21 protein-coding genes and 1 riboswitch are annotated in these 24898 nt (G+C 70.5%); of the genes, 14 read left to right on the top strand and 7 right to left on the bottom strand.

The genetic code is table 11. The annotated features are described in order from the left end of the window. Positions 1-67: 67 nt before the first annotated feature. The 7 genes from IFU11_RS04545 to IFU11_RS04515 all read left to right on the top strand — a co-directional run bounded on the left by IFU11_RS04545 (position 68) and on the right by IFU11_RS04515 (position 8066). On the top strand, positions 68-1567 hold the full coding sequence (locus IFU11_RS04545) for an aromatic amino acid lyase (protein ID WP_192018261.1): 1500 nt from the start codon (positions 68-70) through the stop codon (positions 1565-1567). Positions 1568-1784: 217 nt separating this feature from the next. Next, complete coding sequence (locus IFU11_RS04540; protein ID WP_137242033.1) at positions 1785-2654, top strand: ABC transporter ATP-binding protein; 870 nt, start codon at positions 1785-1787, stop codon at positions 2652-2654. Next, positions 2651-3361 (top strand): ABC transporter permease, encoded by a 711-nt coding sequence (locus IFU11_RS04535; protein WP_079705429.1) that lies wholly within the window; start codon positions 2651-2653, stop codon positions 3359-3361. Before IFU11_RS04540 ends, IFU11_RS04535 begins: the two co-directional genes overlap by 4 nt. After that, entirely contained in the window at positions 3358-4161 is an 804-nt protein-coding gene (locus tag IFU11_RS04530) for an ABC transporter permease (protein WP_192018260.1), read from the top strand. The genes IFU11_RS04535 and IFU11_RS04530 overlap by 4 nt, the downstream gene beginning before the upstream one ends. An 89-nt stretch (positions 4162-4250) precedes the next feature. Further along, positions 4251-5186 (top strand): ABC transporter substrate-binding protein, encoded by a 936-nt coding sequence (locus IFU11_RS04525; protein ID WP_079705431.1) that lies wholly within the window; start codon positions 4251-4253, stop codon positions 5184-5186. A gap of 132 nt (positions 5187-5318) precedes the next feature. Further along, a complete protein-coding gene (locus IFU11_RS04520) occupies positions 5319-6098 on the top strand; it encodes a DUF1684 domain-containing protein (RefSeq protein WP_079705432.1) in 780 nt (259 codons plus the stop codon). 21 nt (positions 6099-6119) lie between these two features. Beyond that, positions 6120-8066: a thioredoxin domain-containing protein gene (locus IFU11_RS04515; RefSeq protein ID WP_192018259.1), complete on the top strand. Its 1947-nt coding sequence runs from the start codon at positions 6120-6122 to the stop codon at positions 8064-8066. Between the two features lie 34 nt (positions 8067-8100). Here IFU11_RS04515 and IFU11_RS04510 read toward each other — a convergent pair whose 3' ends face one another. Next, a complete protein-coding gene (locus IFU11_RS04510) occupies positions 8101-8562 on the bottom strand; it encodes a rhodanese-like domain-containing protein (protein WP_192018258.1) in 462 nt (153 codons plus the stop codon). Positions 8563-8634: 72 nt separating this feature from the next. Continuing rightward, positions 8635-10008, bottom strand: coding sequence for an L-serine ammonia-lyase (locus tag IFU11_RS04505; RefSeq protein WP_192018257.1), 1374 nt, complete (start codon positions 10006-10008; stop codon positions 8635-8637). Between the two features lie 179 nt (positions 10009-10187). Between IFU11_RS04505 and IFU11_RS04500 the strand changes: the two genes are divergently transcribed. Both IFU11_RS04500 and IFU11_RS04495 read left to right on the top strand, forming a co-directional pair. Next, positions 10188-11201: an ATP-binding cassette domain-containing protein gene (locus tag IFU11_RS04500; RefSeq protein WP_192018256.1), complete on the top strand. Its 1014-nt coding sequence runs from the start codon at positions 10188-10190 to the stop codon at positions 11199-11201. Next, complete coding sequence (locus tag IFU11_RS04495) at positions 11198-12013, top strand: ABC transporter permease (protein ID WP_192018255.1); 816 nt, start codon at positions 11198-11200, stop codon at positions 12011-12013. Before IFU11_RS04500 ends, IFU11_RS04495 begins: the two co-directional genes overlap by 4 nt. A 24-nt stretch (positions 12014-12037) precedes the next feature. Here the strand turns inward: IFU11_RS04495 and IFU11_RS04490 are convergent, their stop codons facing one another. The 3 genes from IFU11_RS04490 to IFU11_RS04480 form a co-directional block, all read right to left on the bottom strand. Further along, complete coding sequence (locus tag IFU11_RS04490) at positions 12038-15313, bottom strand: BTAD domain-containing putative transcriptional regulator (RefSeq protein ID WP_192018254.1); 3276 nt, start codon at positions 15311-15313, stop codon at positions 12038-12040. A gap of 111 nt (positions 15314-15424) precedes the next feature. After that, positions 15425-15916 (bottom strand): CoA-binding protein, encoded by a 492-nt coding sequence (locus tag IFU11_RS04485; protein WP_370282230.1) that lies wholly within the window; start codon positions 15914-15916, stop codon positions 15425-15427. Between the two features lie 172 nt (positions 15917-16088). Next, entirely contained in the window at positions 16089-17378 is a 1290-nt protein-coding gene (locus IFU11_RS04480; RefSeq protein ID WP_079705440.1) for an O-acetylhomoserine aminocarboxypropyltransferase/cysteine synthase family protein, read from the bottom strand. A 108-nt stretch (positions 17379-17486) separates the two neighbouring features. Further along, a riboswitch (guanidine-III (ykkC-III) riboswitch) is annotated at positions 17487-17550 on the top strand. Between the two features lie 14 nt (positions 17551-17564). Between IFU11_RS04480 and IFU11_RS04475 the strand changes: the two genes are divergently transcribed. Then, the gene (locus IFU11_RS04475; protein WP_192018252.1) at positions 17565-17888 is read left to right on the top strand and encodes a DMT family transporter; all 324 of its coding nucleotides are present in this window, start codon (positions 17565-17567) and stop codon (positions 17886-17888) included. Between the two features lie 32 nt (positions 17889-17920). On the opposite strand, the gene IFU11_RS04470 is transcribed toward IFU11_RS04475, so the two are convergent. Together IFU11_RS04470 and IFU11_RS04465 are read right to left on the bottom strand one after the other, a co-directional pair. Then, the gene (locus IFU11_RS04470) at positions 17921-18940 is read right to left on the bottom strand and encodes a YeiH family protein (protein ID WP_192018251.1); all 1020 of its coding nucleotides are present in this window, start codon (positions 18938-18940) and stop codon (positions 17921-17923) included. 13 nt (positions 18941-18953) lie between these two features. Continuing rightward, positions 18954-20516, bottom strand: coding sequence for a dolichyl-phosphate-mannose--protein mannosyltransferase (locus IFU11_RS04465; protein WP_371742718.1), 1563 nt, complete (start codon positions 20514-20516; stop codon positions 18954-18956). A gap of 68 nt (positions 20517-20584) precedes the next feature. Here IFU11_RS04465 and rsmI point away from each other — a divergent pair, with 68 nt between their 5' ends. The 4 genes from rsmI (at position 20585) to rsmA (ending at position 24893) form a co-directional block, all read left to right on the top strand. Next, a complete protein-coding gene (gene rsmI / locus IFU11_RS04460) occupies positions 20585-21442 on the top strand; it encodes a 16S rRNA (cytidine(1402)-2'-O)-methyltransferase (protein ID WP_192018250.1) in 858 nt (285 codons plus the stop codon). A gap of 41 nt (positions 21443-21483) precedes the next feature. Then, positions 21484-23064, top strand: coding sequence for a methionine--tRNA ligase (gene metG, locus IFU11_RS04455; protein ID WP_192018249.1), 1581 nt, complete (start codon positions 21484-21486; stop codon positions 23062-23064). Then, complete coding sequence (locus tag IFU11_RS04450; protein WP_192018248.1) at positions 23061-23966, top strand: TatD family hydrolase; 906 nt, start codon at positions 23061-23063, stop codon at positions 23964-23966. Before metG ends, IFU11_RS04450 begins: the two co-directional genes overlap by 4 nt. Before the next feature lie 75 nt (positions 23967-24041). Beyond that, complete coding sequence (gene rsmA, locus IFU11_RS04445; protein WP_079705445.1) at positions 24042-24893, top strand: 16S rRNA (adenine(1518)-N(6)/adenine(1519)-N(6))-dimethyltransferase RsmA; 852 nt, start codon at positions 24042-24044, stop codon at positions 24891-24893. Positions 24894-24898: the final 5 nt, after the last annotated feature.

The following is a 24898-nucleotide window of genomic DNA, read 5'->3' as shown; positions in this document are numbered from 1 at the left end:
TGGAGCGACCCGTGTCCAGCAGCACAGACCAGACGAACGCCGCCAACCGATCGACGGGCGCGCACTGATGGGAGCGCCCGTCGTGTTCGGCATCGGCCCGATCTCGGTCGACGACCTCGTGGCCGTGTCCCGCGACGACGCCATCGTCGTCCTCGACACCCCGGCGCTCGACCGCATCGGCGCCGGCCGGGCCATCGTCGACCGGCAGACGACGCCGGTCGGAGTCGGTGCGCCGGGTCCTCGGTCCCCGGGTCCACGGATCCCTGGGACCGCCGGGGGACGAGCGGCTCCGCGCACCGTGACGCTCGATGCCTCGGCTCTGGAGGAGCGCGTCGTCCATGACCGCCGTGGCGGCATCGGACTGCCGCTCTCGGTGGACCGCGCTCGGGCGGTCGTCGCCGCCCGGCTCGCCGGATGGACCCGTGGCGCCTCCGGGATCCGCCTCGAGACCGCCGTGTTCGTCGCGGAGCTCCTCAACCGTGGGGTGACCCCGGTGATCCCGTCCATCGGCTCCCTCGGCGACGGCGACGAGACCCACCTGGCGTCCGTCGCGACGCTCGTGATCGGACAGGGGGAGGCGGTCCTCGCGGGTGAGCGGCTCTCCGCCCAGGTCGCCCTGTCGCGGGTCGGGCTCGCACCGCTCGACCTCGCTGTGCACGAGGGCTTGGCGTTCGTCCACCACAACGCCTACTCCCTCGGCGTCGGTGCGCTCGCACTCCACCGGCTCGGCGCGCTCAGTCGGCTGGCGGACACCACGAGCGCACTCTCGTCGCGGGTCGCTGCGCGGTCCGGGCTCGGCGGGCGAGGACCGGCGTTCGACGCGAGGGTCCTCGCCGGCAGCCCGTCGGCGGGTACCCGGGCAAGCGGCGAGCGGATCTCCGAGTTGTTGGCGACGCCGGTCGGCCCGACAGGTGCGCGCGGCGGACGGGACCTGGACGGACTGCGGCTCCGGGCGACCCCGCAGATCAACGGTGCGCTCGCCGACGAGGTCACGGCGGCCGTCCAGCTCGTGGAAGCGACGCTCGGAACGGCCTCGGAGGATCCACTCGTCGATCAGGCGTCGGGTGTCCTGCGGACCGGCGGGCTGCTGCATGGCGCCCGGCTCGCCCGCGCTTTCGACGGGCTGCGCGCGGCCATCGCGCACACCGCCGCTGCCGCCGAGCGACGGCTCGGACGCATCGACGGAGGCGGGGCCGGACTCCGGGGGACCGGGCACGGTCTCCTACCGGGTCGGCTCGGTCAGTCGGCAGCGGACCTCGTCGCCGAACTGCGCGTGCTCGCAACCCCGGTCGTCGCCGCGGGCGTGCCGGACGAGGGCTCGGACGACCCGGCCTCCTTCGCCGGGACCTCGCTGCGACTGCTGGAACGCTCGACCGCCCTCCTCGCGGACGTGCTGGCGGTCGAGGCGGTCGTCGCGGCGGACGCGCTCGGCCCGGAGGAGCACGACGAGTGGTCGGTCGGGCTCTCCGTCGCTCACGCCGGCCTCCGGTCGGCGATCGAGCAGGAGCTGCACGGTCAGCAGCTCGTCACGGCGGCGCTCGCCGCATTGGGCGTCGACCGATCCTGAGCGACGGCGGCCGGCCGGTGGTCGTGCGCGGGCGCACCCACGTCGCCGCATGCCATGTATTTCGCCACGTGTCGAGGGGGTGGGCGATGTCAGTGCCCTCCGGTAGGTTCGGACCACCGACCGAGAGACGTTCAGCGAGCCACCGACCGCGGCGGCGACGACCCTTGGAAGACGACCTGTCACGAACAGCCGTGCAGAGAAGAGGCATCGGTCCAGCATGATCTCCTTCGAACACGTCTCCAAGCGCTTCGACGACGGCACCCTCGCGGTCGACGACTTCTCCCTCACGATCCCGTCGCGGTCCACCACGGTCTTCGTCGGGTCCTCCGGCTGCGGTAAGACCACGCTCCTGCGGATGATCAACCGCATGGTCGATCCGAGCGAGGGACGCATCGTCATCGACGACGAGGTCGTCTCCGCCGTCGACCCCGTCCGTCTCCGTCGCCGCATCGGCTACGTCATGCAGAACTCCGGTCTCCTCCCGCACCGCACCGTGATCGACAATGTGGCCACGGTGCCCATGCTCACCGGCGTCAACAAGAAGCAGGCCCGGGCGGACGCCCTCACCCTCCTCGACACCGTCGGACTCGACCGCGCGCTCGCCGACCGGTACCCGAGTCAGCTCTCCGGCGGCCAGCAGCAGCGCGTCGGCGTCGCACGAGGCCTCGCGATCGACCCGAACATCCTGCTGATGGACGAGCCGTTCGGCGCCGTCGACCCCCTCGTGCGTGCCGAGCTCCAGCGGGAGCTGCTCCGACTGCAGCGCGACATCGCGAAGACGATCGTGTTCGTCACCCACGACATCGACGAGGCCTTCCTCCTCGGCGACCAGGTCGTCATCCTGCAGAAGGGCGGCCACATCGCCCAGGTCGGCACGCCGGCCGAGATCGTCGCCAACCCTGCCGATGACTTCGTCGCCCAGTTCATCGGCGCCGATCGCGGCCAGCGGACCCTGCACGTCGAGCGCGTCGACGGACGCGACGTCGTCGTCGACGAGTCGGGCCGCCCCGCCGGTGTCCTCGGAGCCGGGCCTGGCGCAGGCGACCGCCCGGGCCTCGACGTCCGGAAGGACGGCGCATCCACATGAGCTGGGTCATCGCGAACTGGGACATGATCTGGGACCTCACCCTCACCCATGTCCAGCTGAGCCTGCCCCCGATCATCCTGGGGTTCCTCATCTCCCTACCCCTCGGCTGGCTGGCACACCGGTACCGGTGGTCGCGTGGCGTGCTGCTCACACTGAGCGGCATCCTCTACGCGATCCCGTCCCTGCCGCTGTTCGTCCTCATGCCGTCCCTCATCGGCACGAAGATCCTCGATCCGGCGAACGTCGTGATCGCGCTCACCATCTACGCCGTGGCCCTGCTCGTCCGCACGGTCGCCGACGCGCTCGACGCCGTCGACGCCGGGGTCCGGCAGTCGGCACAGGCCGTGGGGTTCTCCACCGGCCAGCGGTTCTGGCGGGTCGAGTTCCCGCTGGCGGGTCCGCTCATGCTCGCCGGCATCCGGGTGGTCTCCGCGAGCACGATCAGCCTGCTGAGCGTCGGCGCCCTCATCGGCGTGACGAACCTCGGCTACCTCTTCACCGACGGCTACAACCGGCAGTTCCCGATCGAGATCCTGACCGGCATCGTCGGGACGGTCGTGATCGCGATCGTGTTCGACGTCCTGCTGGTGCTCCTCGGCCGGCTCCTGATGCCGTGGACGCGGATCAGCTCGAAGGGTGCGATCCGTCGTCGTCGTGCGGCCACCGAAGCCCGTGAGCTGGCGACCGCCGGGGGAGGAGCCGCATGATCAACTTCCTCGCCGCCTTCGCCTGGATCTTCGACCCCGCGCACTGGGAGGGCCCCGGCGGCATCCCGGTGCGGGTCCTCCAGCACCTGGCCGTGACCGGCCTGACCGTCCTCATCGCCTGCGTCATCGCGATCCCACTGGGGCTCCTCATCGGGCACACCGGGAAGGGGCGGGAGGTCGCGGTCGCAATCACCGGCGCGCTGCGGGCGTTGCCGACCCTCGGTCTGCTCTCACTCCTCGCGCTCATCACGCTCGGGTGGGGCTTCTCCAGCACGAGTCTCGTCCCCGCGATCACGGCCCTCGTCGTGCTCGCCGTCCCGCCCGTCCTGGCCGGCGCGTACGGCGGGGTCGAGTCGATCGACCGCCAGACCATCGACGCCGCGCGTGCCGTCGGGATGAATGAGTGGCAGATCCTCGGCAAGGTGGAGATCCCGCTCGCCCTCCCGCTCATGATCGGCGGCGTCCGCTCGGCGGTCCTGCAGACGATCGCGACCGCCACCGTCGTCGCGTTCCTCACCAACGGCCCCGGCCTCGGTCGCTACATCCTCGACGGCCTCCCGGTGCGGGACTACGCGCAGATGCTCGCCGGTTCGATCATCATCATCGTGCTCGCCCTCCTCCTCGAGGGCGTCTTCTCCCTGCTGCAGCGCGCCGTCGTGCCGCGCGGCGTCCAGGCGACCCACACGCGGGTCGACGAGACCAGGGGTCACGCCACCGGCGGCGACCGGTCCACCGCACCAGACCCCGTCGTCGCAGAAGCGGAGGCGAACATGCAGACCGCGGCATACCGCAACAACTGACGCGTTCCACCATCCCGGGCGACAGCACCGCCCGGCTCCCAGACCCACAACGGCACCACCGTTCTCGCCCATCACAGATAGGAAACACCATGTTCACAGTTCGACAGGGTCGACGCCTCGCCGTCGGCATCGCCGCGACCGCCGTCGCGGCCCTCGCACTCAGCGCCTGCTCCGCAGGCGACCCGACCGCCGGGGAGACCGCGGCATCCGACACGATCACGGTCGGCTCCGCCGGATTCCCCGAGTCGGAGATCATCGCCCAGATCTACATCCAGGCGCTCGAGGCCAACGACATCAAGACGGCCGAGTCCCTCAACATCGGCGCGCGCGACGTCTACATCGCAGCGCTCGAAGACGGCTCGATCGACCTCGTCCCCGACTACAGCGGCAACCTGCTGCAGTTCTTCGACGACTCCGCCACGGCCACGTCGAGCGACGAGGTCTACTCCGCCCTCCAGGAGGCCACGCCGAAGGGCTACGAGGTCCTCGACCAGTCCAAGGCGGAGGACAAGGACTCCTACAACGTCACGAAGGAGTTCAGCGAGGCGAACAACGTCACGAGCCTCGCCGACCTCGCGGCCCTCACCATCCCGCTGGCCATCGGCGGCGCACCCGAGTTGGCTGAGCGCCCGTACGGCCCGAAGGGCCTGACCGAGGTGTACGGCGTCCCCGCCGACAAGCTCACCTTCGTCCCGATCAGCGACGGCGGCGGCGCACAGACCACCGCGGCCCTGCTCGACGGCACGGTCCAGCTCGCCGACATCTACACCACGACCCCGTCGATCACCGAGAACGACTTCGTCACGCTCGAGGACCCGGAGAACCTGATCCTCCCGCAGAACGTCCTGCCGCTGATCAACTCGGCCAAGGCCAGCGACAAGGTCAAGGAGGTCTTGAACGCCGTGTCCGCGGAGCTGACCACCGAGGACCTCATCGAGCTCAACGCCCGCAACCAGGGCGACGAGAAGGCCGCTCCGAAGACCCTCGCGGCCGACTGGCTGAAGGACAAGAAGCTCTTCAGCTGAGCAGCAGCCACACGTCGATGGCGTCGTCCGGTTCTCCGGGCGGCGCCATCTCGCTGTTCGCGGGGAGCGCATCCGGCTGCAGCCGGATGTCCAGGGGGTCTCCGACACCTGAGGAGTTGGTAGCGTCAGGGTATGAGTTCCGAGACCCCCGCAGAGTTCATCGCGTCCTGGACCGCCTGGCACACCGCTCGCGAGCGTTCCGTCCGAGCACCCCACGGTATCGCCGCCCTCCGGTTCACCCACTGGCTGACCGAGGAGGCGACCGCTCTCGAGGGCGCGCCAGGCACCTGGCGTGCGGACGCGACCGGCATCGTCGGTGAGCGGCTCACGGGCACCGGACTGACCACGCCGAGTGGCGCGCAGATCATGACCGACCGCGTCGAGCTGGTCCACGGCGACGAACTGCACTTCGGCGACGCGCTGCTCCGAGGCATGGAGCGCGACGGCGTCTACGCACTCCGCGTGCTCGACCCGGAGGCGCCGACGCGGACCTCGCTCGCGGGCATCAGCGCGTTCGCCCCCGACGTCGCCTGGATCCGGCCGGCGCGGTTCGTGCCGTCCCCGGACGTCACGGTCGAGACCGAGTCGATCGACGGCCACGTCACGACCGAGACCCCCGTCGGCCGGGTCGAGTTCGAGCTCGGCGACGAAGCGGTCTCGCTGACGGTCACGGGCGGCCCGAACGGACTCTGGGCGGTCTTCTCCGACGGCACGAGTGGCGACGAGAGCTACCGGTTCCGGTTCATCAGCATGCCGGCCCCGACCGCGGACGGCCACGTCCTCGTCGACTTCAACCGTGCCTACCTGCCGCCGTGCGCGTTCAGCGACCACTACGTGTGCCCGCTGCCTGCGCCGAACAACCGGCTCCGCACCCGGATCACGGCGGGCGAGCGACTGCCGCTCGGCCAGTAGGTCCCGGGCAACGGATCCCGCATGACGAACCGGCTCGCCGAGGCGATGAGCCCGTACCTCCGCTCGCACGCCGAGCAGCCGGTCGACTGGTACCCCTGGGGGCCGGAGGCCTTCGCCGAAGCGGCCCGTCGTGACGTCCCCCTGCTCGTCTCGATCGGCTACTCGACGTGTCACTGGTGTCACGTCATGGCACGCGAGTCGTTCTCGGACGAGCACATCGCCGAGCTCCTCCGACGCGATTTCGTGGCGGTGAAGGTCGACCGCGAGGAGCATCCCGACGTCGACGCCAGTTACCTCGCCGCCGCCGGCGCGTTCACCCGTGACCTGGGCTGGCCGCTGAACGTGTTCGTGACGCCGCGCGGACACGTCTTCCACGCGGGGACCTACTCGCCTCCCGTGCCGCTCCGCGGGCATCCCTCGTTCCCGCAGGTGCTCGAGGCCGTCCGTGTCGCGTGGACCGAGCGACGGGAGCAGGTCGTCGCGAGCGCCGACGGACTCGCGCGGGCGATCGCCGAGACGATGTCGTCCACGGATGACGCCCCACTGCCGGAGCCCGGCGTCCTCGACGCGGCGATCGTGGCGGTCGAGGCGCTCGAGGACCGGGAGCTCGGCGGCTTCGGCACGGCTCCGAAGTTCCCGATGGCCCCGCTGTTCGACTTCCTGCTGACGCCGCGCGAGGGGGAGGTCGCCCGCCGCGGTGTCGACCTCGCGCAACGCACCCTCAGGACGATGGGGGCCTCGGCGCTCCGGGATCCGGTCGAAGGCGGGTTCTTCCGGTACGCGGTCAACCGGGACTGGACCGAGCCGCACTACGAACGCATGCTGACGGACAACGCGCTCCTCCTCACCGCGTACACGCGGGCTTGGACCGAGCGCCCGAGCTCGTGGGCGGCCAGTGTCGCCGCCGGGATCGCCGAGTTCCTCATCGGCACGCTGCAGCAGCCGAGCGGCGGTTTCGGGTCGGCGCAGGACTCCGAGAGCGTCGTCGACGGCGTCGGATCGGAGGGTGGCTACTACCGACGCGATGTGGACGGCCGGGCGATGCTGACCCCGCCGGCCGTTGACCGCAAGGTGCTCACCGGTTGGAACGGGCTCGCGATCGGCGCGCTGGCGGAGGCCTCGACGGTCTTCGACCGCCCCGAGTGGCTCGAATCAGCGAGGTGGGCGGCGGACGCGGTGGTCGAGAACCACCTCGGCTCGGACGGCACGCTCGCCCGGGCCTCGCTCGACGAACGGCGGGCGGGTGCGGCGGCGGCCCTCGAGGACTACGGGATGCTCGCGGAGGCGCTCCTGCGCCTCGGCCTCGCGACGGGCGAGGTCCGCTACGCGGAGGTCGCCCGCGACCTCGTCGACCGGTGCTTGCCGGACGAGACCGTGACTGACGAGACCGTGACTGACGAGACCGTGACCGACGCCTCCTCCGCCGCGGTGGCCGGCTTCATCCTGCCGGGCGGCGGCGACCCGGTGCTGTCGGCCCAGGGCATGCGGATCGACGGCGACCCGTCGGAGGGCGCGTATCCCTCGGGGATATCGTCGCTCGGACGCGCGTCGCTGCTGCTGTTCCAGCTGACGGCCGACGGCCGGTTCCGGGACGCCGCCGAGGGCGCGGTCCGGTTCGCCGCGTCGGCTGCGCTGTCGGCACCGACCGCGTTCGGCGCGAGTCTGGCCCTGGCGGCATCGCTCACCGGGCCGGCGTCGCAACTCATCGTCGTCGGGCCGGATCGGGTGGACCCGGACGAGGACGAAGATCGCGCGACGGCGGATCGGGCGATGCGCGACGCGGTCAGGACGCGCCGGGACGACGTCGTGGCGGTGGTCTCCGAGCGGCAGGCGGTGGCCTGGGCGACGAGCGGGTTCGACGTCTTCGCCGAACGGACCAGTCGGGACGGCCGGTTGACCGCCTACCACTGCCGGGACTTCGTCTGCCGCCTCCCGGTGACGGACGCGGCGCAGCTCGACGCCCGCTGAACCAGCCCACCGACCGACCCGTCACGTCGACGGGTCAGGCTCCGAACGTGCCGTCCGGTCCACCGAAGCGCAGCTCGCGGGCTTCGGAGCGCCAGCGTCCGAGTCCACCGTCGAGGAGCGCGACGCGCTCGTATCCGGCTCCGGTCAGCGCCGCACGAAGGCGCTCGGCGGAGCGCCCGTCCAGCTGGTCGTACAGCACGATCGTGTGCTGCTCCGTGACGCCGATGGCGGCCGCACCGCGTCGGATCTCGTCCGCTGAGGATGCTCCGAGCCCCTGGCGCGCGTCCAGCAGCTCGACGAACACAGCACCGGGTACGTGCCCGTCGAAGAGGTACAGGTCGTAGCCGCTCGCCAGCCGCACCGGGCCGCCGTCCAGCGCAGGCAGCTCGACGACACTCGCGTCGAGGACGATGAGGCTCTCGCTGCCGAGATGGTCCGCGAGCCACTGGGTGGAGACGAGCGGGTCCACCAGGAACGGCGCGTGCGTGGAGGTCATGCGCCCACCGTAGGAGGCCGCAGCCCGGATGACCACGGTGGTCGGCAACACGCGGTCACACGACGCCGCGGTTCAGCACTCGATGACGTTGACCGCGAGACCGCCCTCGCTCGTCTCCTTGTACTTCGTCGACATGTCGACACCGGTCTGGCGCATGGTCTCGATCACGGTGTCGAGCGACACCAGGTGCGTCCCGTCGCCGTGCAGCGACAGACGTGCGGCGCTGACGGCAGTCGAGGAGGCGATCGCGTTGCGTTCGATGCACGGGACCTGGACGAGCCCGCCCACCGGGTCGCACGTGAGGCCGAGGTGGTGCTCCATCGCGATCTCCGCGGCGTTCTCGACCTGACGCGGTGTGCCGCCGAGGACGGCGCACAGGGCACCGGCGGCCATGGCGCAGGCCGAGCCGACCTCGGCCTGGCAGCCGCCCTCGGCCCCGGAGATGGACGCGTTCGCCTTAAAGAGCGAGCCGATGGCGGTCGCCGTGAGCAGGTACCGACGGATCCCGTAGAGCGAGGCGCCCGGCACGAACCGCAGGTAGTAGCTCCCGACCGCCGGGATGATCCCCGCGGCCCCGTTCGTGGGTGCGGTCACGACCCGCCCGCCGGAGGCGTTCTGCTCGTTGACCGCCAGGGCGAATGCATGCAGCCATTCCGTGGGGAGCTCGCGCCCGCTCTCGGCCTCGGCCACGTCGAGGCGCTCACGGACGGCACGTGCCCGGCGCTTGACGCCGAGACCGCCCGGGAGGGTGCCGGTGTCGGCGAGCCCGGCGGTCACGCACTCGTGCATGGCCGTCCAGATGGCGTCGAGGCCGGCGTCGACCTCGACCGCGGACCGTAGGGCCTCTTCGTTGCGTCTCGCGATCGCGTCGATCGGGAGCCCTGTCTCGTCGCAGAGCCCGATGAGCGTCTCAGCGGTCCGGAACGGCATCGGTACGGGTGTCGACGGCAGCACCGTGCTCGGGTCGTCGCCGTCACGACGGATGAAGCCGCCGCCGACCGAGTAGTACGTCTCGGAGCGCACGGGGAGGTCGCTCCGCTGATCCCAGGCGTGGAGTGTCATGGCGTTCGGGTGGCCCGGCAGCCTCGTCCTGGGCACGAACGAGATGTCGTCCTTCGAGAACGCGATGGCACGCGTCCCGGCGAGGGTGAGCGGAGCGCCGTCGAGGTGGTCGCTCCAGGCCCGGCGGACCTCGGCTGGATCGCACCCTTCCGGGGTGAGTCCCTGGAGGCCCGCGACGACGGCGTCGGGGGTGCCGTGACCGATGCCGGTCGCGCCGAGCGATCCGTACAACGAACATGTGACGCGGTCGACCCGGTCGAGCAGTCCGTCGTCCGCGAGCCCGGTGGCGAACGCCAGGGCCGCCCGCATCGGTCCGACCGTGTGCGAGCTGGACGGCCCGATCCCGATGGAGAAGAGGTCGAACGCGGACACGTATGCGGTCACTGGACGACCCCCTTCGGTGCGACTGGCTCCTCTCACTCTAAGCGTCTTCGGCGCCGGGTGCGGTGTCAGCGGCCGTCAGCGGGTGTCAGCGGCAGGTGAGCGATCCGTGAGCGCCCCCGCCCACACTGTTGTCCGGGTCGCCCACCGGCGGCCCACACCTGATTTCGAAAGGCATCCGCATGAGCATCAGCTCCGACTGGGCGATCGAAGCCCACGGCCTCGTGAAGACCTTCGGCGACAACCGGGCGGTCGACGGCGTCGACCTCTCGGTCCGCACCGGCACCGTCTACGGCGTCCTCGGCCCGAACGGCGCCGGCAAGACCACCACCATCAGCATGCTGGCGACGCTCCTGCGTCCCGACGCCGGCACCGCCACCGTCTTCGGACACGACATCCAGCGGGAGTCGCAGGTCGTGCGCCAGCTCATCGGCGTGACCGCGCAGTTCGCGTCCGTCGACGAGAACCTCTCGGCCACCGAGAACCTCGTCATCTTCTCCCGACTGCTCGGACTCGGCCGCGCGGAGGCGAAGCGCAAGAGCGCCGAACTCCTCGAGGAGTTCGGCCTGAGCGACGCGGCGTCGCGACCCCTGAAGAAGTTCTCGGGCGGTATGCGTCGCCGTCTCGACCTCGCGGCGAGCCTCATCGCCCAGCCGCCCCTCATCTTCCTCGACGAGCCGACCACAGGCCTCGACCCGCGGACCCGTGCGCAGATGTGGGACACGATCCGCCGCCTCGTCGCGACGGGCTCGACCGTCCTCCTGACCACCCAGTACCTCGACGAGGCGGACCAGCTCGCCGACCGGATCGCCGTCATCGACCGCGGTCTCGTGGTCGCCGAAGGCACCTCCGACGAGCTGAAGGCCTCCGTCGGCGAGTCGTCGCTGCAGCTGCGGCTCGCGGACCCCGCCGACCTGGAGGATGCACGTCGGGTCATCTCGAGCGTCCTCGGCGTCGACACCGTCGTCTCGCCGGAGGCCACCCGCATCACGGCCCCGATGCGCGACCCCGACGCCGTGACCGACCTCTTCATCACGCTCCGGGAAGCCGGGATCCGGCTCGCGGAGATGAGTGTCCAGAAGCCGACCCTCGACGAGGTCTTCCTCACCCTCACCGGCCACGGTGTCGAGGCGGACGACGCCGGCGCCACATCCGACACCGATTCCCTCGACACCGCAGAGCAGGTCCACGCATGAGCACGATCACCATCACCCCGGCCGCAGACCGGTCCCTCCGGAACCACGTCAGCCTCTCGCAGACGGTCCGCAACTCTTTCACCATGGCGTACCGCGGACTGCTCAAGATCAAGCGCACGCCCGAACAGCTGATCGACGTGACGGTCCAGCCGATCATCTTCACCCTGATGTTCACGTACATCTTCGGCGGCGCGATCGCCGGCGACGTCGCGAGCTATCTGCCGATCATCATCCCGGGCATCCTGGTCCAGACCGTCATCACGACCTCGGTCGTGACCGGCATCCAGCTCCGCGAGGACATGGACAAGGGCGTGTTCGACCGCTTCAAGTCGATGCCCATCGCCCGCATCGCACCGCTGGCCGGCGCCCTCCTCGCCGACACGGTGCGCTACACGATCGCCACGACGCTCACCTTCGCGATGGGCTTCGTCATGGGGTACCGACCGGAGGGCGGTATCGGCTTCGTGGCCCTCGCCGGCCTCCTCGTGATCGTCTGCGCCTGGGCCATCAGCTGGATCTTCGCGTTCTTCGGGGTCATCGCCCGGAGCGCGAGCAGCGTGCAGGGCATCTCGTTCCTCGTCCTGTTCCCGCTCACGTTCCTCTCGAACGCCTTCGTGAACCCGGAGACGATGCTGAGCTTCCTCCAGGGCTTCGTGGACGTGAACCCCGTCTCGCACCTCGTGACCGCGGTACGCGATCTCGCGAACACAGGTGTCTTCGGCGGTGACGCCTGGCTGGCGCTCCTCGGTGCCGCCGTCATCGTCGCGGTCTTCGCACCGCTCACCGTGCGGGCGTACATGCGCCGCGCCTGACGACGAGACGACCGCAGCGACCGATCAGCGCGCCGCCAGGGCAGGACTGCCGAGCAGTTCGAACGCCCTGGCGGCGCTCTCGTGCGCCTGCAGAGGGAGGGTCAGCTCGGCGAGGCGGTCGCGCTCGGTCGCCGTGAGACGCGCCGCCGCTGCTGCCTCGTGTGGTGTGCGGACGAGCGACGGGATGTCCTGACGGGAGGCGAGTGTACTGGCGAGCGCGACGAGCTCGGCGCCGATCAACCGCACCTCGTCGTCGTCCGAGCGGACGTACCAGGCGCCGAGGGCGATGATCGTGGAACCCAGCACGGGCCGGTCGAACCGGTTCGGGAGGAGGCGTCCCAGCGCGATGGTGCGGGTGCGGACCCGTCGCACGAGACGCTGGACCTCGGTGGTGCCCGGGACGCCGTCCAGCACGGCGGCGGCGATCGCGGCGGAACCGACGAGGGTGAACCACGGCGATCGTCTCGACTCACCCGGAGCGAACGCCGCGAGCGCCTTCCCGTAGAGCTCGGCTCCCCGTGCGGCGTCGCCCTGTGCCCGCGCGATCTCGGCGAGACCGGCCCAGCCGATCGACCGCCGTTCGGGGAGCGGGGGGAACGCGGAGAACGAGACGTCGTCCGAGAGGAACCGGTCGAGCACGGTGGTGGCGGCGGCGTGGTCACCGCGGGCGATGTCGCCGATCGCGATCAGCCACTCGAGTTGACGGAGGTCCGCCTCCGCACCGATCGCGGTCAGCCCCTCGGCAGCTCGGGCCGCCCAGACGAGCGCCTCCTCCGGCTCGTCGTTCTGGCTGTGCAGTTGGGCGAGCATGTGTGCACTCATGGCCGCACCCCAGACGTCCCCGAGCGTGAGCGAGAGGTCGTTCGCACGCAGGGCGGCCGCTTCGGCGGCGCGGGGGTCGCCGTCGTTCTCCGCCGCCTGGGCCGACATGAGGTTCCCGAGGTTCGCGACGTGCGGGTCGGTCGACCGGGAGTACTCGCGGAGGAGGGCCTCCGCGCGTTCGGGGCGACCCGCGACCAGCAACAGGCTGACCATCGCGCGCATCCGTGGGGCCTGTGTCGTCCGCGCCCGTTCGAGTCGGCGGAGGACGCCGATCGCCCGCGCGGACGTCCGGGGATCGGTGGCGAGGAAGGTCACGGTGATGATGGCGACGGCGATGGCCGGGGTGTCGGTCGACACCGACTCCGGGTCCTGGTGGCGGAGCACGTCGAGGACGGCCGTTCCGAAGACCAGGACCTCCTGATGCGCGCTGCGGATCGTCCAGAAGAGGGCGAGTCCTGCGAAGACCGGGGCGACGACATCGGCGCGATTGTCGGCGACGGCCCCGCGGAGCACGTCCACCAGGGTGTCCTGTTCGAGGGCGAGGCGCGCGAACGCCGCCACCTGTCGCGGTCCCTGCATGGCGGGGAGGAGCGTCTCGGCGAGTGCGACCGCCCAGGTCCGAGTGCGGTCGAGTACGAGGTCGTCCTCGTGCGCCTCGGCGGACTTGATCGCGCCGAACTCACGGACCGTCTCGAGCATCCGGAATCGGACGGTCCCGGTTGCCGGGTCGTCCTGCACGGTGAGCAACGACTGGCCGACGAGCGCGTCGAGCGCCTCCACGACCTCGACCTCGGGGGCGAGCGCTGCAACCGCCTCCAGATCGAAGCCGTCGGGGAACCTGGACATGCGACGGAGGACGACACGTTCGTGCTCGCCCAGGAGGTTCCAACTCCAGTCGATGACGGCGAGCAGGGTGCGGTGGCGCTCAGGAGCGCTGCGATCACCGGCGGTCAGCAGGGTGAAGCGGTTCCCGAGTCGCCGCTCCACCTCCTCGACCGACATGGATCTGGTGCGCGCCGCCGCGAGTTCGATCGCCAGCGGCAGGCCGTCGAGTCTCGCGCAGAGACGTGCCGCGACGTCGAGAGGCACATGGAGTCCCGGGCGGGCGGCGCGGGCACGCTCGACGAACAGCCGCACCGCCGGGCCCGCGTGTTCGAGGTCGGTGCCGTCCACGGCAGCGTCCAGCGGGTCGAGTTGGTAGACGTGCTCGGCGGCGATCGACAACGGGCTCCGACTCGTCGCGAGGACGCGGAGGTCGCCGGCCCAGGCCAGCGCATCGGCGATCCAGCGTGCCGCCGCATCCACGAGGTGCTCGCAATTGTCCATCACGAGCAGCGTCGGCCGCTCCGAGAGTCGGTCGATGATGCGCTCGTGCAGCTCGACCGGTTGCACCATGATCGCTTCACTCAGCCGACGCGGGGTCGGGGCCTCGCGGATGTCGAGTGCGGTCGCGACCGCGAGCGGAAAATCGTCCGGGTCCCGCACGCTCGCCAGTTCCACCACGACGACGCCGGGCGTGGTCGTGGTGGCACGCCGGGCGACCTCCTGGGCGAGTCGGGTCTTCCCGAGGCCACCGGGGCCGAGGATCGTGGTCAGGCGGACCTCGGACACGAGCGTGCCGATCGCGTCGAGGTCGGTGTCGCGACCGAGGAGCTCGTTCGGCGCCGTCCGGAGTCCGAGCACCATGCTGGAGACGCGGGCGGTCGCTGGTGTGGACGCCGGCGCAGACGGCTCGACGGCGTCCTGCAGGAGCGCCGCGTGTGCCGCGACCAGCGCCGACGTCGGGTCGGCGCCGAGTTCGTCCCGGAGACGATGACGGTGGTCGGCGAAGAGCTGCATCGCGTCGGAGCGACGTCCGCTCTGCGCGTAGGCGTTGAAGAGCATCAGCTGGGTGGCGTCATCGAGTGGGTCGGCGGCGACGAGCGCCTCGAGATCGGTGATGACGGCCGCGCCGTCGCCGAGCTCGAGGCGGCTCTGGGCACGCACCCGGCGCAGGTCGTCGCGGAGCCGCGCCGCGCGGAGCGCCAGCTCGTCGCCGATCAGGCCGTCCAGTTCAGCGCCGGGATCACCGGTCCAGAGGAGGAGCGCGTCCCGGGCGAGCGTGCCCGCGGTGTGCGGGTCGGCGGCGCGGATGGCCGTCGACGCCGCATCGGCCGCCTGCGCGGCGACGTGGAGGTCGACCAGGGACTGGTCGATCGACAGTCGATACCCGGCGGCCGAGGAGTCGATGAGGTCCGGCGCCGACACGGCGCGCACCCGTGAGACCAGGGTCTGCAGCGCGGCTTTGGCACCTGCGGGCGGTGCGTCGTCCCACAGCTCGTCGATGAGGGCGGCCGTCGACACGGCGCGCCCGTCCGCGAGCACCAGGATGGTCACCAGCGCTTTGGCGAGCCGGCCGCCGGGTTCGACGAGCCGACCGGTGCGTCCCTCGACGAGCACCGGCCCCAGGACGGTCACTCGGAGGTTCGACGCAGGCACGTCACGAGTGTATCCACGGCTCGTTACTTGGACCGGCCCGGTCACTGAGCCGTCCCCGGTCACTGAGCCTGTCGAAGTGCGACCTGCCGACGAGTTCAGGGAACCGAGGCGTCAGCGCAGGGTCTTGCGGGCGGTGATCTGGCCGGTGTCGAAGCCGAGCAGATGGAGTCCACCGTGGAACCGGGCGTGCTCCACCTTGATGCAGCGGTCCATCACGACGTTCAGACCCTTCGACTCGCCGTACTCGGCCGCCTCCTGGTTCCAGATGCCGAGCTGCACCCAGACGGTCGGTGCTCCGATGGCGACGACCTCGTCGATGACCTGGGGGATGTCGCTCGCCTTGCGGAAGACGTCGACGATGTCGGGTACCTCCGGCAGGGAGGCGAGGTCGGGGTAGGCGGGCTGACCGAGGATCTCCGTGGCGTTCGGGTTCACGAAGTAGATCGTGAAGTCGCTCGACTGCTGCAGGTAGGTGCCCACGAAGTAGGAGGAACGCGCCGGGTTCGGTGAGGCGCCGACGATCGCGACGGACTTCGCCTCGCGGAGGAGCTTCAGGCGAGCCTTCGCGTCGGGGCCCGCCCACGTGCGCTGCGAACGCAGCAGCTTTGCGAGCGGCGAATCGGCGGGCAGCGAGCAGGTGAGGCCGTTGGTGAGCCGGACCGTCTCGGTCGCGTCCTGGTCGGTCACGGTCGCGTCCACGCCGGTCACGGTCGCGTCCACGCCGGTCACGGTCGCGTCCACGCCGGTCACTGAGCTTGTCGAAGTGCTCATGCCACTACTCCTTCACCGCTGCGGCGAGCGCCTGGTCGAGGTCGTAGATGATGTCGTCAGGGTCCTCGATGCCGACGCTCAGCCGGACGATGCCCGGCAGCACACCGGCGTCGACGAGCTGCTGGTCGGAGAGCTGCGCGTGCGTCGTCGATGCGGGGTGGATGATGAGCGTCTTCGCGTCGCCGATGTTCGCCAGGTGGCTCGCGAGGTCGACGGATTCGATGAGCTTCTGGCCGACCTGACGGCCACCCTTCACCTCGAAGCTGAAGACCGAGCCCGGTCCCTTCGGCAGGTACTTGTTCGCGCGCTCGTGGTGCGGGTGAGCCGGGAGCCCGGCCCAGTTGACGGCGGCGATGCGCGGGTCGGCGTCGAGCCACTCGGCGACGATCCGCGCGTTGTCGACGTGGGCCTGGATCCGGAACGGCAGCGTCTCGACACCCTGGGCGAGGAGGAAGGCCGAGTGCGGTGCGAGCGCCGGACCGATGTCGCGGAGTTGCTCGGCGCGCAGCCGGGTGAGGAAGGCGTACTCGCCGAAGTTGCCCGACCACTGCAGGCCGCCGTAGCTCGGGACGGGCTGACCGAACAGTGGGAACTTGTCGGTGTTCCAGTCGAAGCGCCCGCTTTCGACGACGACGCCACCGAGGGTCGTGCCGTGGCCGCCGAGGAACTTGGTGGCCGAGTGCGTGACGATGTCGGCGCCCCACTCGATCGGGCGGTTGAGGTAGGGCGTCGCGATGGTCGAGTCGATGATGAGCGGAATGCCGTGTGCGTGCGCGACGTCGGCGAGGCCCTCGATGTCGGCGATCTCGCCCGAGGGGTTCGCGACCGTCTCGGCGAAGACGAGCTTCGTGTTCTCCTGGATGGCGGCGGCGTAGTCGGCGGCGTCGGAGGACTGCACGAAGGTGGTCTCGATCCCGAACCGGCGGAGGGTGACGTCGAGCTGCGTGATCGAGCCGCCGTAGAGGTTGGCCGAGGCGACGATGTGGTCGCCCTGCCCCGCCAGCGAGGCGAAGGTGATGTACTGCGCGGCGAGGCCGGAGGCGGTCGCGACGGCTCCGAGGCCACCCTCGAGGCTGGCGATGCGCTCCTCGAAGCTCGCGACCGTCGGGTTGGCGAGGCGCGAGTAGATGTTCCCGTACTTCTGCAGGGCGAAGCGCGCGGCGGCGTCGGCGGTGTCGTCGAAGACGAAGGCGCTCGACTGGTAGATGGGCAGCGCCCGTGCGCCGGTCACCTGGTCGGGGATGTTGCCCGCGTGGATCGCACGCGTGCGGAAGCCATACTCACGATCTGCCATGCGTTCACGCTACCGGAGCACCGTCGAGCGCTTCACCGTGCTGCAACATTGCGTCGCATTCGACCGCACTGCACAGGGCCTGCCCAGGGCGTCGGCGTATCGTGTGGAGCACAGCCCTGATCGGGCTGCCGGACGAGGGCGCAGTACCCGGAACGCGACAAGACTGACCACTTGGGAGTGATCGTCATGTCATGGATCGTACTCGTCGCCTCCGGCGTCCTGGAAGCCGTCTGGGCGACCGCGCTCGGCAAGTCCGAGGGCTTCACGAAGCTCTGGCCGACCGTGACGTTCGCGGGGGCGCTCGTGCTCAGCATGGCCGGCCTCGCCTGGGCCATGCGCGACATCCCGGTGGGCACCGCCTACGCGGTCTGGGTCGGGATCGGCGCAGCGCTCACCGTCGGGTACGCCATGACCTTCGGCGGCGAGCAGCTGTCGGTCGTCAAGGTGCTGCTCATCCTCGGGCTCATCGGCTGCGTCATCGGCCTGAAGATCGTGGGCGGCGAGCACTAGCCGCGCTGCCCAGGCACGCACGCCTGCGTGCCTCAGGCCAGGTGCACCGCTCCGAGCGCGAGCACCGCGATGAGGAGCCAGGAGACGAGCCCGACGACGAGCGCGCGCCACCCGGTGGTGACGAGCGTGCGGACGCGGATCGCGGCACCGAGCGCGAAGAGCGCCATCGCCAGCAGTGCGGTCTGCACGCCGTCGGCGACGTCGAGGACGAGCTCGGGCACCGGGAGCAGGGTGCGGACGAGGACCGCGGCGATGAAGCCCGCGACGAACAGCGGGACGATCGGCGGTCGGGTTGCGGTCGCGGTTCCGTCGGCATCGACCTGCGCACCGGCGCCGGCCGACACCGTCAGGAGTCGGCGGCGCTCGATCGTCGCGGCGGCGGCGACCATGGGGGCGAGGAGCACGACCCGGGTCAGCTTGACGACGACGGCGATCGCGAGTGCGCTCGTGCCGGCGATCTGGGCGGTCGCGACGACCTGACCCACGTCGTGCACGCTCGCCCCCACCCAGTGACCGAACTGCTCGTCGCTGAGCCCGAGGGGGCCACGGAGCGCCGGGAGGACGAAGATCGCGAGGGTCCCGCACAGGGTGACGAGCGCGACGGGCGTCGCCTGCTCCTCGTCCTTCGCCTTCACGACGCCGCTCATCGCGCCGATGGCGGAGGCGCCGCAGATGGAGAAGCCCGTGGCGATGAGGAGCGGTTCGGGGCCCGCGAGCCCCAGTCTTCGGCCGAGCCAGAGGGTGACGAAGAAGGTGACGACGACGATCGCGACCGTGGTGGCGAGCGTGACCCACCCCAGGCCGGCGATGTCGACGAGGCTCAGCTTCAGCCCCAGCAGGACGACACCGATCCGCATGAACCGTTTCGCGCTCATCCCGAGTCCCGGCTTCAGGACGCCCGCCGCGAGCCGCTGGAACGGCGGGAGCTGGCCCGCCACCATGCCGAGCAGGACGCTCGCGGTCAGCAGCGGGACGACCGGCAGGAGGGTGTGGAGGCCCAGGGCGGCGAGCGCCGCTGCACCGGCGACGAGCACCCCGGGGAGCGCCTTCATCACCGACCTCCCGTCACACCCATGACGGCAACCAGGCGTGCAGGTGCCAGAACCAGTAGGGCACGGTGATGGCGGTCCAGAGCGGATACCAGAAGATGCTCAACAGCGTCGTGATGGTCACGAACACCCCGATGACGCCGACGCCGGCGAATCGGCGTTCCTCCGGGTCGTCGCGGGACCCGAGGATCTTCCCGATCGCGAAGACGAGCGCCAGGATGAGGTACGGCTCGAAGACGATCGTGTAGAACTGGAACACCGTCCGGTTCAGGTAGAGCAGCCAGGGCAGGTACCCGGCTGCGACGCCCAGGACGATGAGCCCGACCTGCCACTCGCGGTAGCGGACGAGCCGGTAGACGCAGTACCCGAGCGCGACGGCGGCGCCCCACCAGATGAGCGGGTTGCCGATCGAGGTGATCGCGGAGGAGCAGGCGTCCCACGCGCAGCCGTCGGTCCCGGTGGCGGGGGACTGGTAGTACATGCTCGTCGGCCGGATCATGAGCAGCCAGCCGAGCGGGTTCGCGGCGTAGGGGTGCGGGGTGCTGAGGCCGACGTGGAAGCTGTAGGCGCTCTGGTGGTAGTGGAGGAGACTCTGGAACCAGTGGGGGACCCACGCGAAGGTGCCGGTCCAGGCGTTGCCCACTGCATCGGCCCACTGGCGGTCGTACCCGCCGGACGTCCTGATCCAGCCGGTCCAGCTGGCGAGGTACACGACGGCGGACACGGGGACGAGGGTCACGAAGGACACGGGGCCCTGCTTGAGGACCGCTGCGCTCGCCCACAGGCTGAGGCCCAGTCGGCGGCGGAGCAGCAGATCCGTGACGATCACGTACACGCCGAACGCGGCGAGGAAGTACAGTCCGTTCCACTTCACCGCGGTGGCCGCACCGAACGCGACCCCTGCGGCGAGCAGCCACGGCCGCCACCAGAGGACGGGACCCCAGGCCGGATCGGCGCCCCTCGCCCGGGCTGACGCGACCTTCGCCGCCAGGCGTGACGCGTGCCACGACCGGTCCAACAGGATCGCGCCGAATCCCGCCAGTACGAAGAACATGACGAAGTTGTCGAGCAGCGAGACCCGGGCCATGACGATCGCGTGGCCGTCGATCGCGAACAGGAACCCGGCCAGGACGGCGAGGATCGACGAGGTGAACAACCGCTTGGCGATGAGCGTGACGAGCAGGACCGCGAGCGTTCCGGCGATCACGGTGGAGATGCGCCACCCGGTGCTGTCGTCGATGCCGAACACGGCGATGCCGAGCGCGATCAGCCACTTGCCGAGCGGTGGGTGCACGACGTAGGAGGGGTTCGTGCTCGGGCTGCCCGCGTCGCCGTTCGCGAAGCCCTCGTCGGCCCCGTCCGGCCAGGTGCTCTCGTAGCCGTTCAGCCACAGCGACCACGAGTCCTTCACGTAGAAGGTCTCGTCGAAGACGAGCGAGTGCGGGTGACCGAGGTTCCAGAACCGCAGCACGAACGCGAGGAGTGTCACGGCGGCCGGACCGCCCCAGATCCAGAGCTTCCGGCGGCGCTCGGTGCGGAGCATCCGCTCCCACCAGCGGTCGAGGCGGGATCCCGTCACAGGGGCTTCCAGAAGATCGACCGACACCGTCTCATCTAACCACCCCGACCGGATGGGAGACTGGTCCGGTGATCATCCTCGGAGCGACCCCCATCGGCAACCTCGGCGATGCGTCGCCACGACTCCGGGAAGCGCTGGCAGCGGCGGAGGTCATCGTCGCCGAGGACACCCGGACGGCCATCCACTTACTGCGCGCCCTCGGTGTCGAATCGCGGCCGAGGCTCATCGCCATGCACGACCACAACGAGCGCGAACGCGCGGCCGAGATCGTCGAACTGGCCCGTGAGACCGACGTCCTCGTGCTCAGCGACGCCGGCATGCCGACCGTGTCCGACCCCGGCTTCCACCTCGTCGACGCGGCGGCGGCCGCAGACGTCCAGGTCACCGCGATCCCCGGGCCGTCTGCGGTCGTGACGGCGCTCGCCGTGTCCGGCCTCGCGACCGACCGCTTCACCTTCGAGGGGTTCCTCCCGCGGAAGCCGGGCGACCGGCGCAGCAGCCTCCGAGCGCTGGCGACCGAGCTGCGGACGATGGTGTTCTTCGAATCGCCCAACCGACTCGCCTCCTCCCTCGAGGACATCGCCGCCGTGCTCGGCGCCGACCGTCGCGTGGCGGTGTGCCGGGAGCTCACCAAGCTGTTCGAGGAGGTCAAGCGGGGAACGGCCGCTGAACTGGCCGAGTGGGCGTCCGGGGGTGTGAAGGGCGAGATCTGCATCGTCATCGCCGGTGCGGAGGCCGTCGAGGCCGATCCGGCCACCGCGCTCGAGCAGGTGCTCGCGCTCGTGGCCTCGGGCACGCGCCTGAAGGACGCCTCCAACGAGGTCGCCGAGGCCACCGGTCTCTCGAAGCGCGACCTGTACCAGGCGGCCCTCGCAGCCCGGCCCCCGAAGGCGTCGCCGGACGCGCAGGTGCGTCCCGCGCCGTAACAGGCACGGTGGCGACGCCCGCTCGTCCTAGGATTGACCCCATGGCCGACGGCACCTCGTTCTACATCACCACGCCCATCTTCTACGTCAACGATGCCCCGCACATCGGGCACGCCTACACGGAGGTGGCCGCGGACGTCCTCGCGCGCTGGCACCGTCAGGCCGGCGACCGCACCTGGTTCCTGACCGGGACCGACGAGCACGGCCAGAAGATCCTGCGCACGGCGACCGCGAACGGCGTGACGCCGAAGGAGTGGGCCGACAAGCTCGTCAGCGAGTCCTGGTACCCGCTGCTCGACACGATCGACATCTCGAACGACGACTTCATCCGCACGACGGACGAACGGCACGAGCAGAACGTCCAGCTCTTCCTTCAGCGCCTGTACGACGCCGGCTTCATCTACACCGGTGAGTTCGAGGGGTACTACTGCGTCGGCTGTGAGGAGTACAAGCAGGAGAGCGACCTCGTGCAGGGCACCGGCGAGTACGTCGGGCAGCTCGTGTGCGCGATCCACTCGAAGCCGGTCGAACTACTCCAGGAGAGCAACTACTTCTTCCGCATGAGTGACTTCGCCGAGCGCCTGCTGGCCCTCTACGAGGAGCGACCGGAGTTCGTGCAGCCGGAGTCGGCGCGCAACGAGGTCATCCAGTTCGTGCGCCAGGGGCTCAAGGACCTGTCCATCTCCCGCTCGACCTTCGACTGGGGCATCAAGGTCCCGTGGGACGAGAGCCACGTCGTCTACGTGTGGTTCGACGCCCTGCTCAACTACATCACCGCCGCCGGGTACGGCTCCGACGAGGAGGCGTTCGCCGAGCGCTGGCCCGCCACGCAGATCGTCGGCAAGGACATCCTGCGGTTCCATGCGGTCATCTGGCCGGCCATGCTCATGGCCGCCGGGCTCGAGGTCCCGAAGCGGGTCTTCGGTCACGGTTGGCTGCTCGTCGGCGGCGAGAAGATGTCGAAGTCGAAGCTCACCGGTATCGCACCGAGTGAGATCACCGACACCTTCGGCTCCGACGCGTTCCGCTACTACTTCATGCGCGCCATCGCCTTCGGGCAGGACGGTTCGTTCAGCTGGGAGGACCTCTCCGCGCGGTACCAGGCGGAGCTCGCGAACGGCTTCGGCAACCTCGCGTCGCGCGTGCTCGCGATGGTGACGCGGTACTTCGACGGCGTCGTGCCGGCGAGCGGCCCTGCCGAGCCGGCCGACGTGGCCATCCAGGAGACGGTCGCCCGCGCTGCAACCGACGCCGACGCCGCGATCGAGCGCCTCGCCATCCAGGACGCGCTCGCGGCCATCTGGCGGATCGTCGACGAGCTGAACGGCTACATCACCGAGCAGGAGCCGTGGGCACTCGCGAAGGACGAGGCCAAGCGGGAGCGGCTCGGCACCGTGCTCGCCACGGCGGTCGAGGGCCTGCGCGCCCTGTCGGTCTTGCTCCACCCCTTCGTCCCGAAGGCGACCACCAAGCTGTGGTCCGCCCTCGGCGCTGAAGCCGCCCTCGGCGAGCTCGGCGCACAGCGCATCGGCGACGTCGGCACCTGGGGGCAGCTGCCCGCCGGCACCTCGGTGGCAGGGCTCGAGCCCCTGTTCCCGCGGATCGAGGCCGTCGCCGAATGAGCGGGGGCGTCGCGCCGGATCCGGCCGTCACACCGCACCTGCGGCAGCGCGAAGCGGGGGAGCGGAAGCAGCTGAGCTATCCCGAGGCACCTGAGGCGCTGCCGGTCGCGGTCTACGACAACCACACGCACCTCGAACACGCCGACGGCGACGCCCCGCTGACCCCGTCCGAGCACTTGGACCGTGCAGCCTCCGTCGGGGTCCGCGGCATCGTGCAGGTCGGCACCGACGTGGAGACCTCGCGTTGGTCGGCGGCGATCGCCGCTCGTGACCCCCGTGTGCTCGCGGCGGTCGCGATCCACCCCAACGACGCGCCGGACCTCGACCGCGCGGGCACCCTGGACGAGGCGCTGGCCGAGATCGACCGTCTGGCGGCGGAGCCTCGCGTCCGCGCCGTCGGAGAGACCGGCCTCGACTTCTTCCGCACCGAGGAGGACGGCCGAGCGGCGCAGTTCGCATCGTTCGAAGCGCACATCGCGATCGCGAAACGTCACGGTGTCGCACTGCAGATCCACGATCGCGACGCCCACGACGAGGTCGTCGAGACGCTCCTGCGGGTGGGCGCTCCGGAACGCACCGTCTTCCACTGCTTCTCGGGCGGCCCGGAGCTCGCCGAGCTGTGCGCCGAGCACGGCTGGTACGCCTCCTTCGCCGGGACGGTGACGTTCAAGAACGCCGCACCGCTGCGTGAGGCGCTCGCGATCATGCCCCGCGAGCTGATCATGGTCGAGACCGACGCGCCCTACCTCACGCCCGCCCCGTTCCGCGGTCGGCCGAACGCGCCGTACCTCCTCCCGTACACGGTGCGCGGCATGGCCGAGCACCTGGGCGAGGACGTCGCCGCGTTCGCGGCGCAGCTCGCGACGAACACCGAGCGCGTCTACGGCTCCTGGGCCGACTGAGCGACTGAGCCCGTCACCGAGCCTCGCGCCCGTCGCCCGACGAGGACCGGCTCCGCGATCAGGGATACTGGAGGGATGACCGCCTCCGTCGCCCTGCTCGGCCCCGCCGAGATCCGAGATCTCGCCACCCTGCTGGACGTGACGCCGACGAAGAAGCTCGGTCAGAACTTCGTCATCGACGCGAACACCGTCCGCAAGATCGTGTCGGTCGCACACGTCGCTCCGGGCGACGTCGTCGTCGAGATCGGCCCTGGACTCGGCTCGTTGACGCTCGGCCTGCTCGAGGCCGACGCGAGCGTCGTCGCCGTCGAGATCGATGGTCGGCTCGCCAAGCAGCTGCCGCTCACCGTGGGGGAGATGGCACCGGGCATGATCGACCGGTTGTCGGTCGTCCACGAGGACGCGATGCGTATCGAGGAACTCCCCGCGCAGCCCAACCGACTCGTCGCCAACCTGCCGTACAACATCTCCGTGCCCGTCCTCCTGCACTTCCTGGAGCACTTCACCTCGCTGACGGCCGGTGTCGTCATGGTGCAGGCCGAGGTTGGCTACCGACTCGCCGCCGGCCCGGGGAGCAAGGTCTACGGCGCCCCGAGCGCGAAGGCCGCCTGGTACGGCGCGTGGCGTATCGCCGGCCAGGTGAGCCGCCAGGTGTTCTGGCCCATCCCGAACGTCGACTCCGTGCTCGTCGGATTCGAGCGGCGCAGCGACGTCATCGGCACCGAGGAGGAGCGCATCAAGACCTTCGCGCTCATCGACGCGGCGTTCCAGCAGCGTCGCAAGATGCTCCGACAGGCTCTCGGGAGTGTCCTCGGCAGCTCCCAGGCCGCGACGGAGCAGATGGAGGCCGCCGGGGTGAAGCCGACGGCGCGCGGCGAGGAGCTCACGGTCCACGACTTCCTGTCGATCGTGCGTGCGGGACGATAACGTTG

Source organism: Plantibacter sp. CFBP 8804 (genome assembly GCF_014841225.1).
Taxonomy (GTDB): Bacteria; Actinomycetota; Actinomycetes; order Actinomycetales; family Microbacteriaceae; genus Plantibacter; species Plantibacter auratus.
The sequence above is the reverse complement of the archived record's forward strand: the minus strand, read 5'-3'. Positions and strand labels throughout refer to the sequence as shown.

Excerpts from the sequence above, each read along its gene's own strand:
- rsmA (WP_079705445.1), top strand. The coding sequence starts at position 24,042 with ATGACCGCCTCCGTCGCCCTGCTCGGCCCCGCCGAGATCCGAGATCTC.
- IFU11_RS04450 (WP_192018248.1), top strand. The coding sequence starts at position 23,061 with ATGAGCGGGGGCGTCGCGCCGGATCCGGCCGTCACACCGCACCTGCGG.
- IFU11_RS04525 (WP_079705431.1), top strand. The coding sequence starts at position 4,251 with ATGTTCACAGTTCGACAGGGTCGACGCCTCGCCGTCGGCATCGCCGCG.
- IFU11_RS04530 (WP_192018260.1), top strand. The coding sequence starts at position 3,358 with ATGATCAACTTCCTCGCCGCCTTCGCCTGGATCTTCGACCCCGCGCAC.
- metG (WP_192018249.1), top strand. The coding sequence starts at position 21,484 with ATGGCCGACGGCACCTCGTTCTACATCACCACGCCCATCTTCTACGTC.
- IFU11_RS04475 (WP_192018252.1), top strand. The coding sequence starts at position 17,565 with ATGTCATGGATCGTACTCGTCGCCTCCGGCGTCCTGGAAGCCGTCTGG.
- IFU11_RS04515 (WP_192018259.1), top strand. The coding sequence starts at position 6,120 with ATGACGAACCGGCTCGCCGAGGCGATGAGCCCGTACCTCCGCTCGCAC.
- IFU11_RS04470 (WP_192018251.1), bottom strand. The coding sequence starts at position 18,940 with ATGAAGGCGCTCCCCGGGGTGCTCGTCGCCGGTGCAGCGGCGCTCGCC.
- IFU11_RS04480 (WP_079705440.1), bottom strand. The coding sequence starts at position 17,378 with ATGGCAGATCGTGAGTATGGCTTCCGCACGCGTGCGATCCACGCGGGC.
- IFU11_RS04510 (WP_192018258.1), bottom strand. The coding sequence starts at position 8,562 with ATGACCTCCACGCACGCGCCGTTCCTGGTGGACCCGCTCGTCTCCACC.
- IFU11_RS04535 (WP_079705429.1), top strand. The coding sequence starts at position 2,651 with ATGAGCTGGGTCATCGCGAACTGGGACATGATCTGGGACCTCACCCTC.
- IFU11_RS04545 (WP_192018261.1), top strand. The coding sequence starts at position 68 with ATGGGAGCGCCCGTCGTGTTCGGCATCGGCCCGATCTCGGTCGACGAC.
- IFU11_RS04495 (WP_192018255.1), top strand. The coding sequence starts at position 11,198 with ATGAGCACGATCACCATCACCCCGGCCGCAGACCGGTCCCTCCGGAAC.
- IFU11_RS04520 (WP_079705432.1), top strand. The coding sequence starts at position 5,319 with ATGAGTTCCGAGACCCCCGCAGAGTTCATCGCGTCCTGGACCGCCTGG.
- IFU11_RS04540 (WP_137242033.1), top strand. The coding sequence starts at position 1,785 with ATGATCTCCTTCGAACACGTCTCCAAGCGCTTCGACGACGGCACCCTC.
- IFU11_RS04500 (WP_192018256.1), top strand. The coding sequence starts at position 10,188 with ATGAGCATCAGCTCCGACTGGGCGATCGAAGCCCACGGCCTCGTGAAG.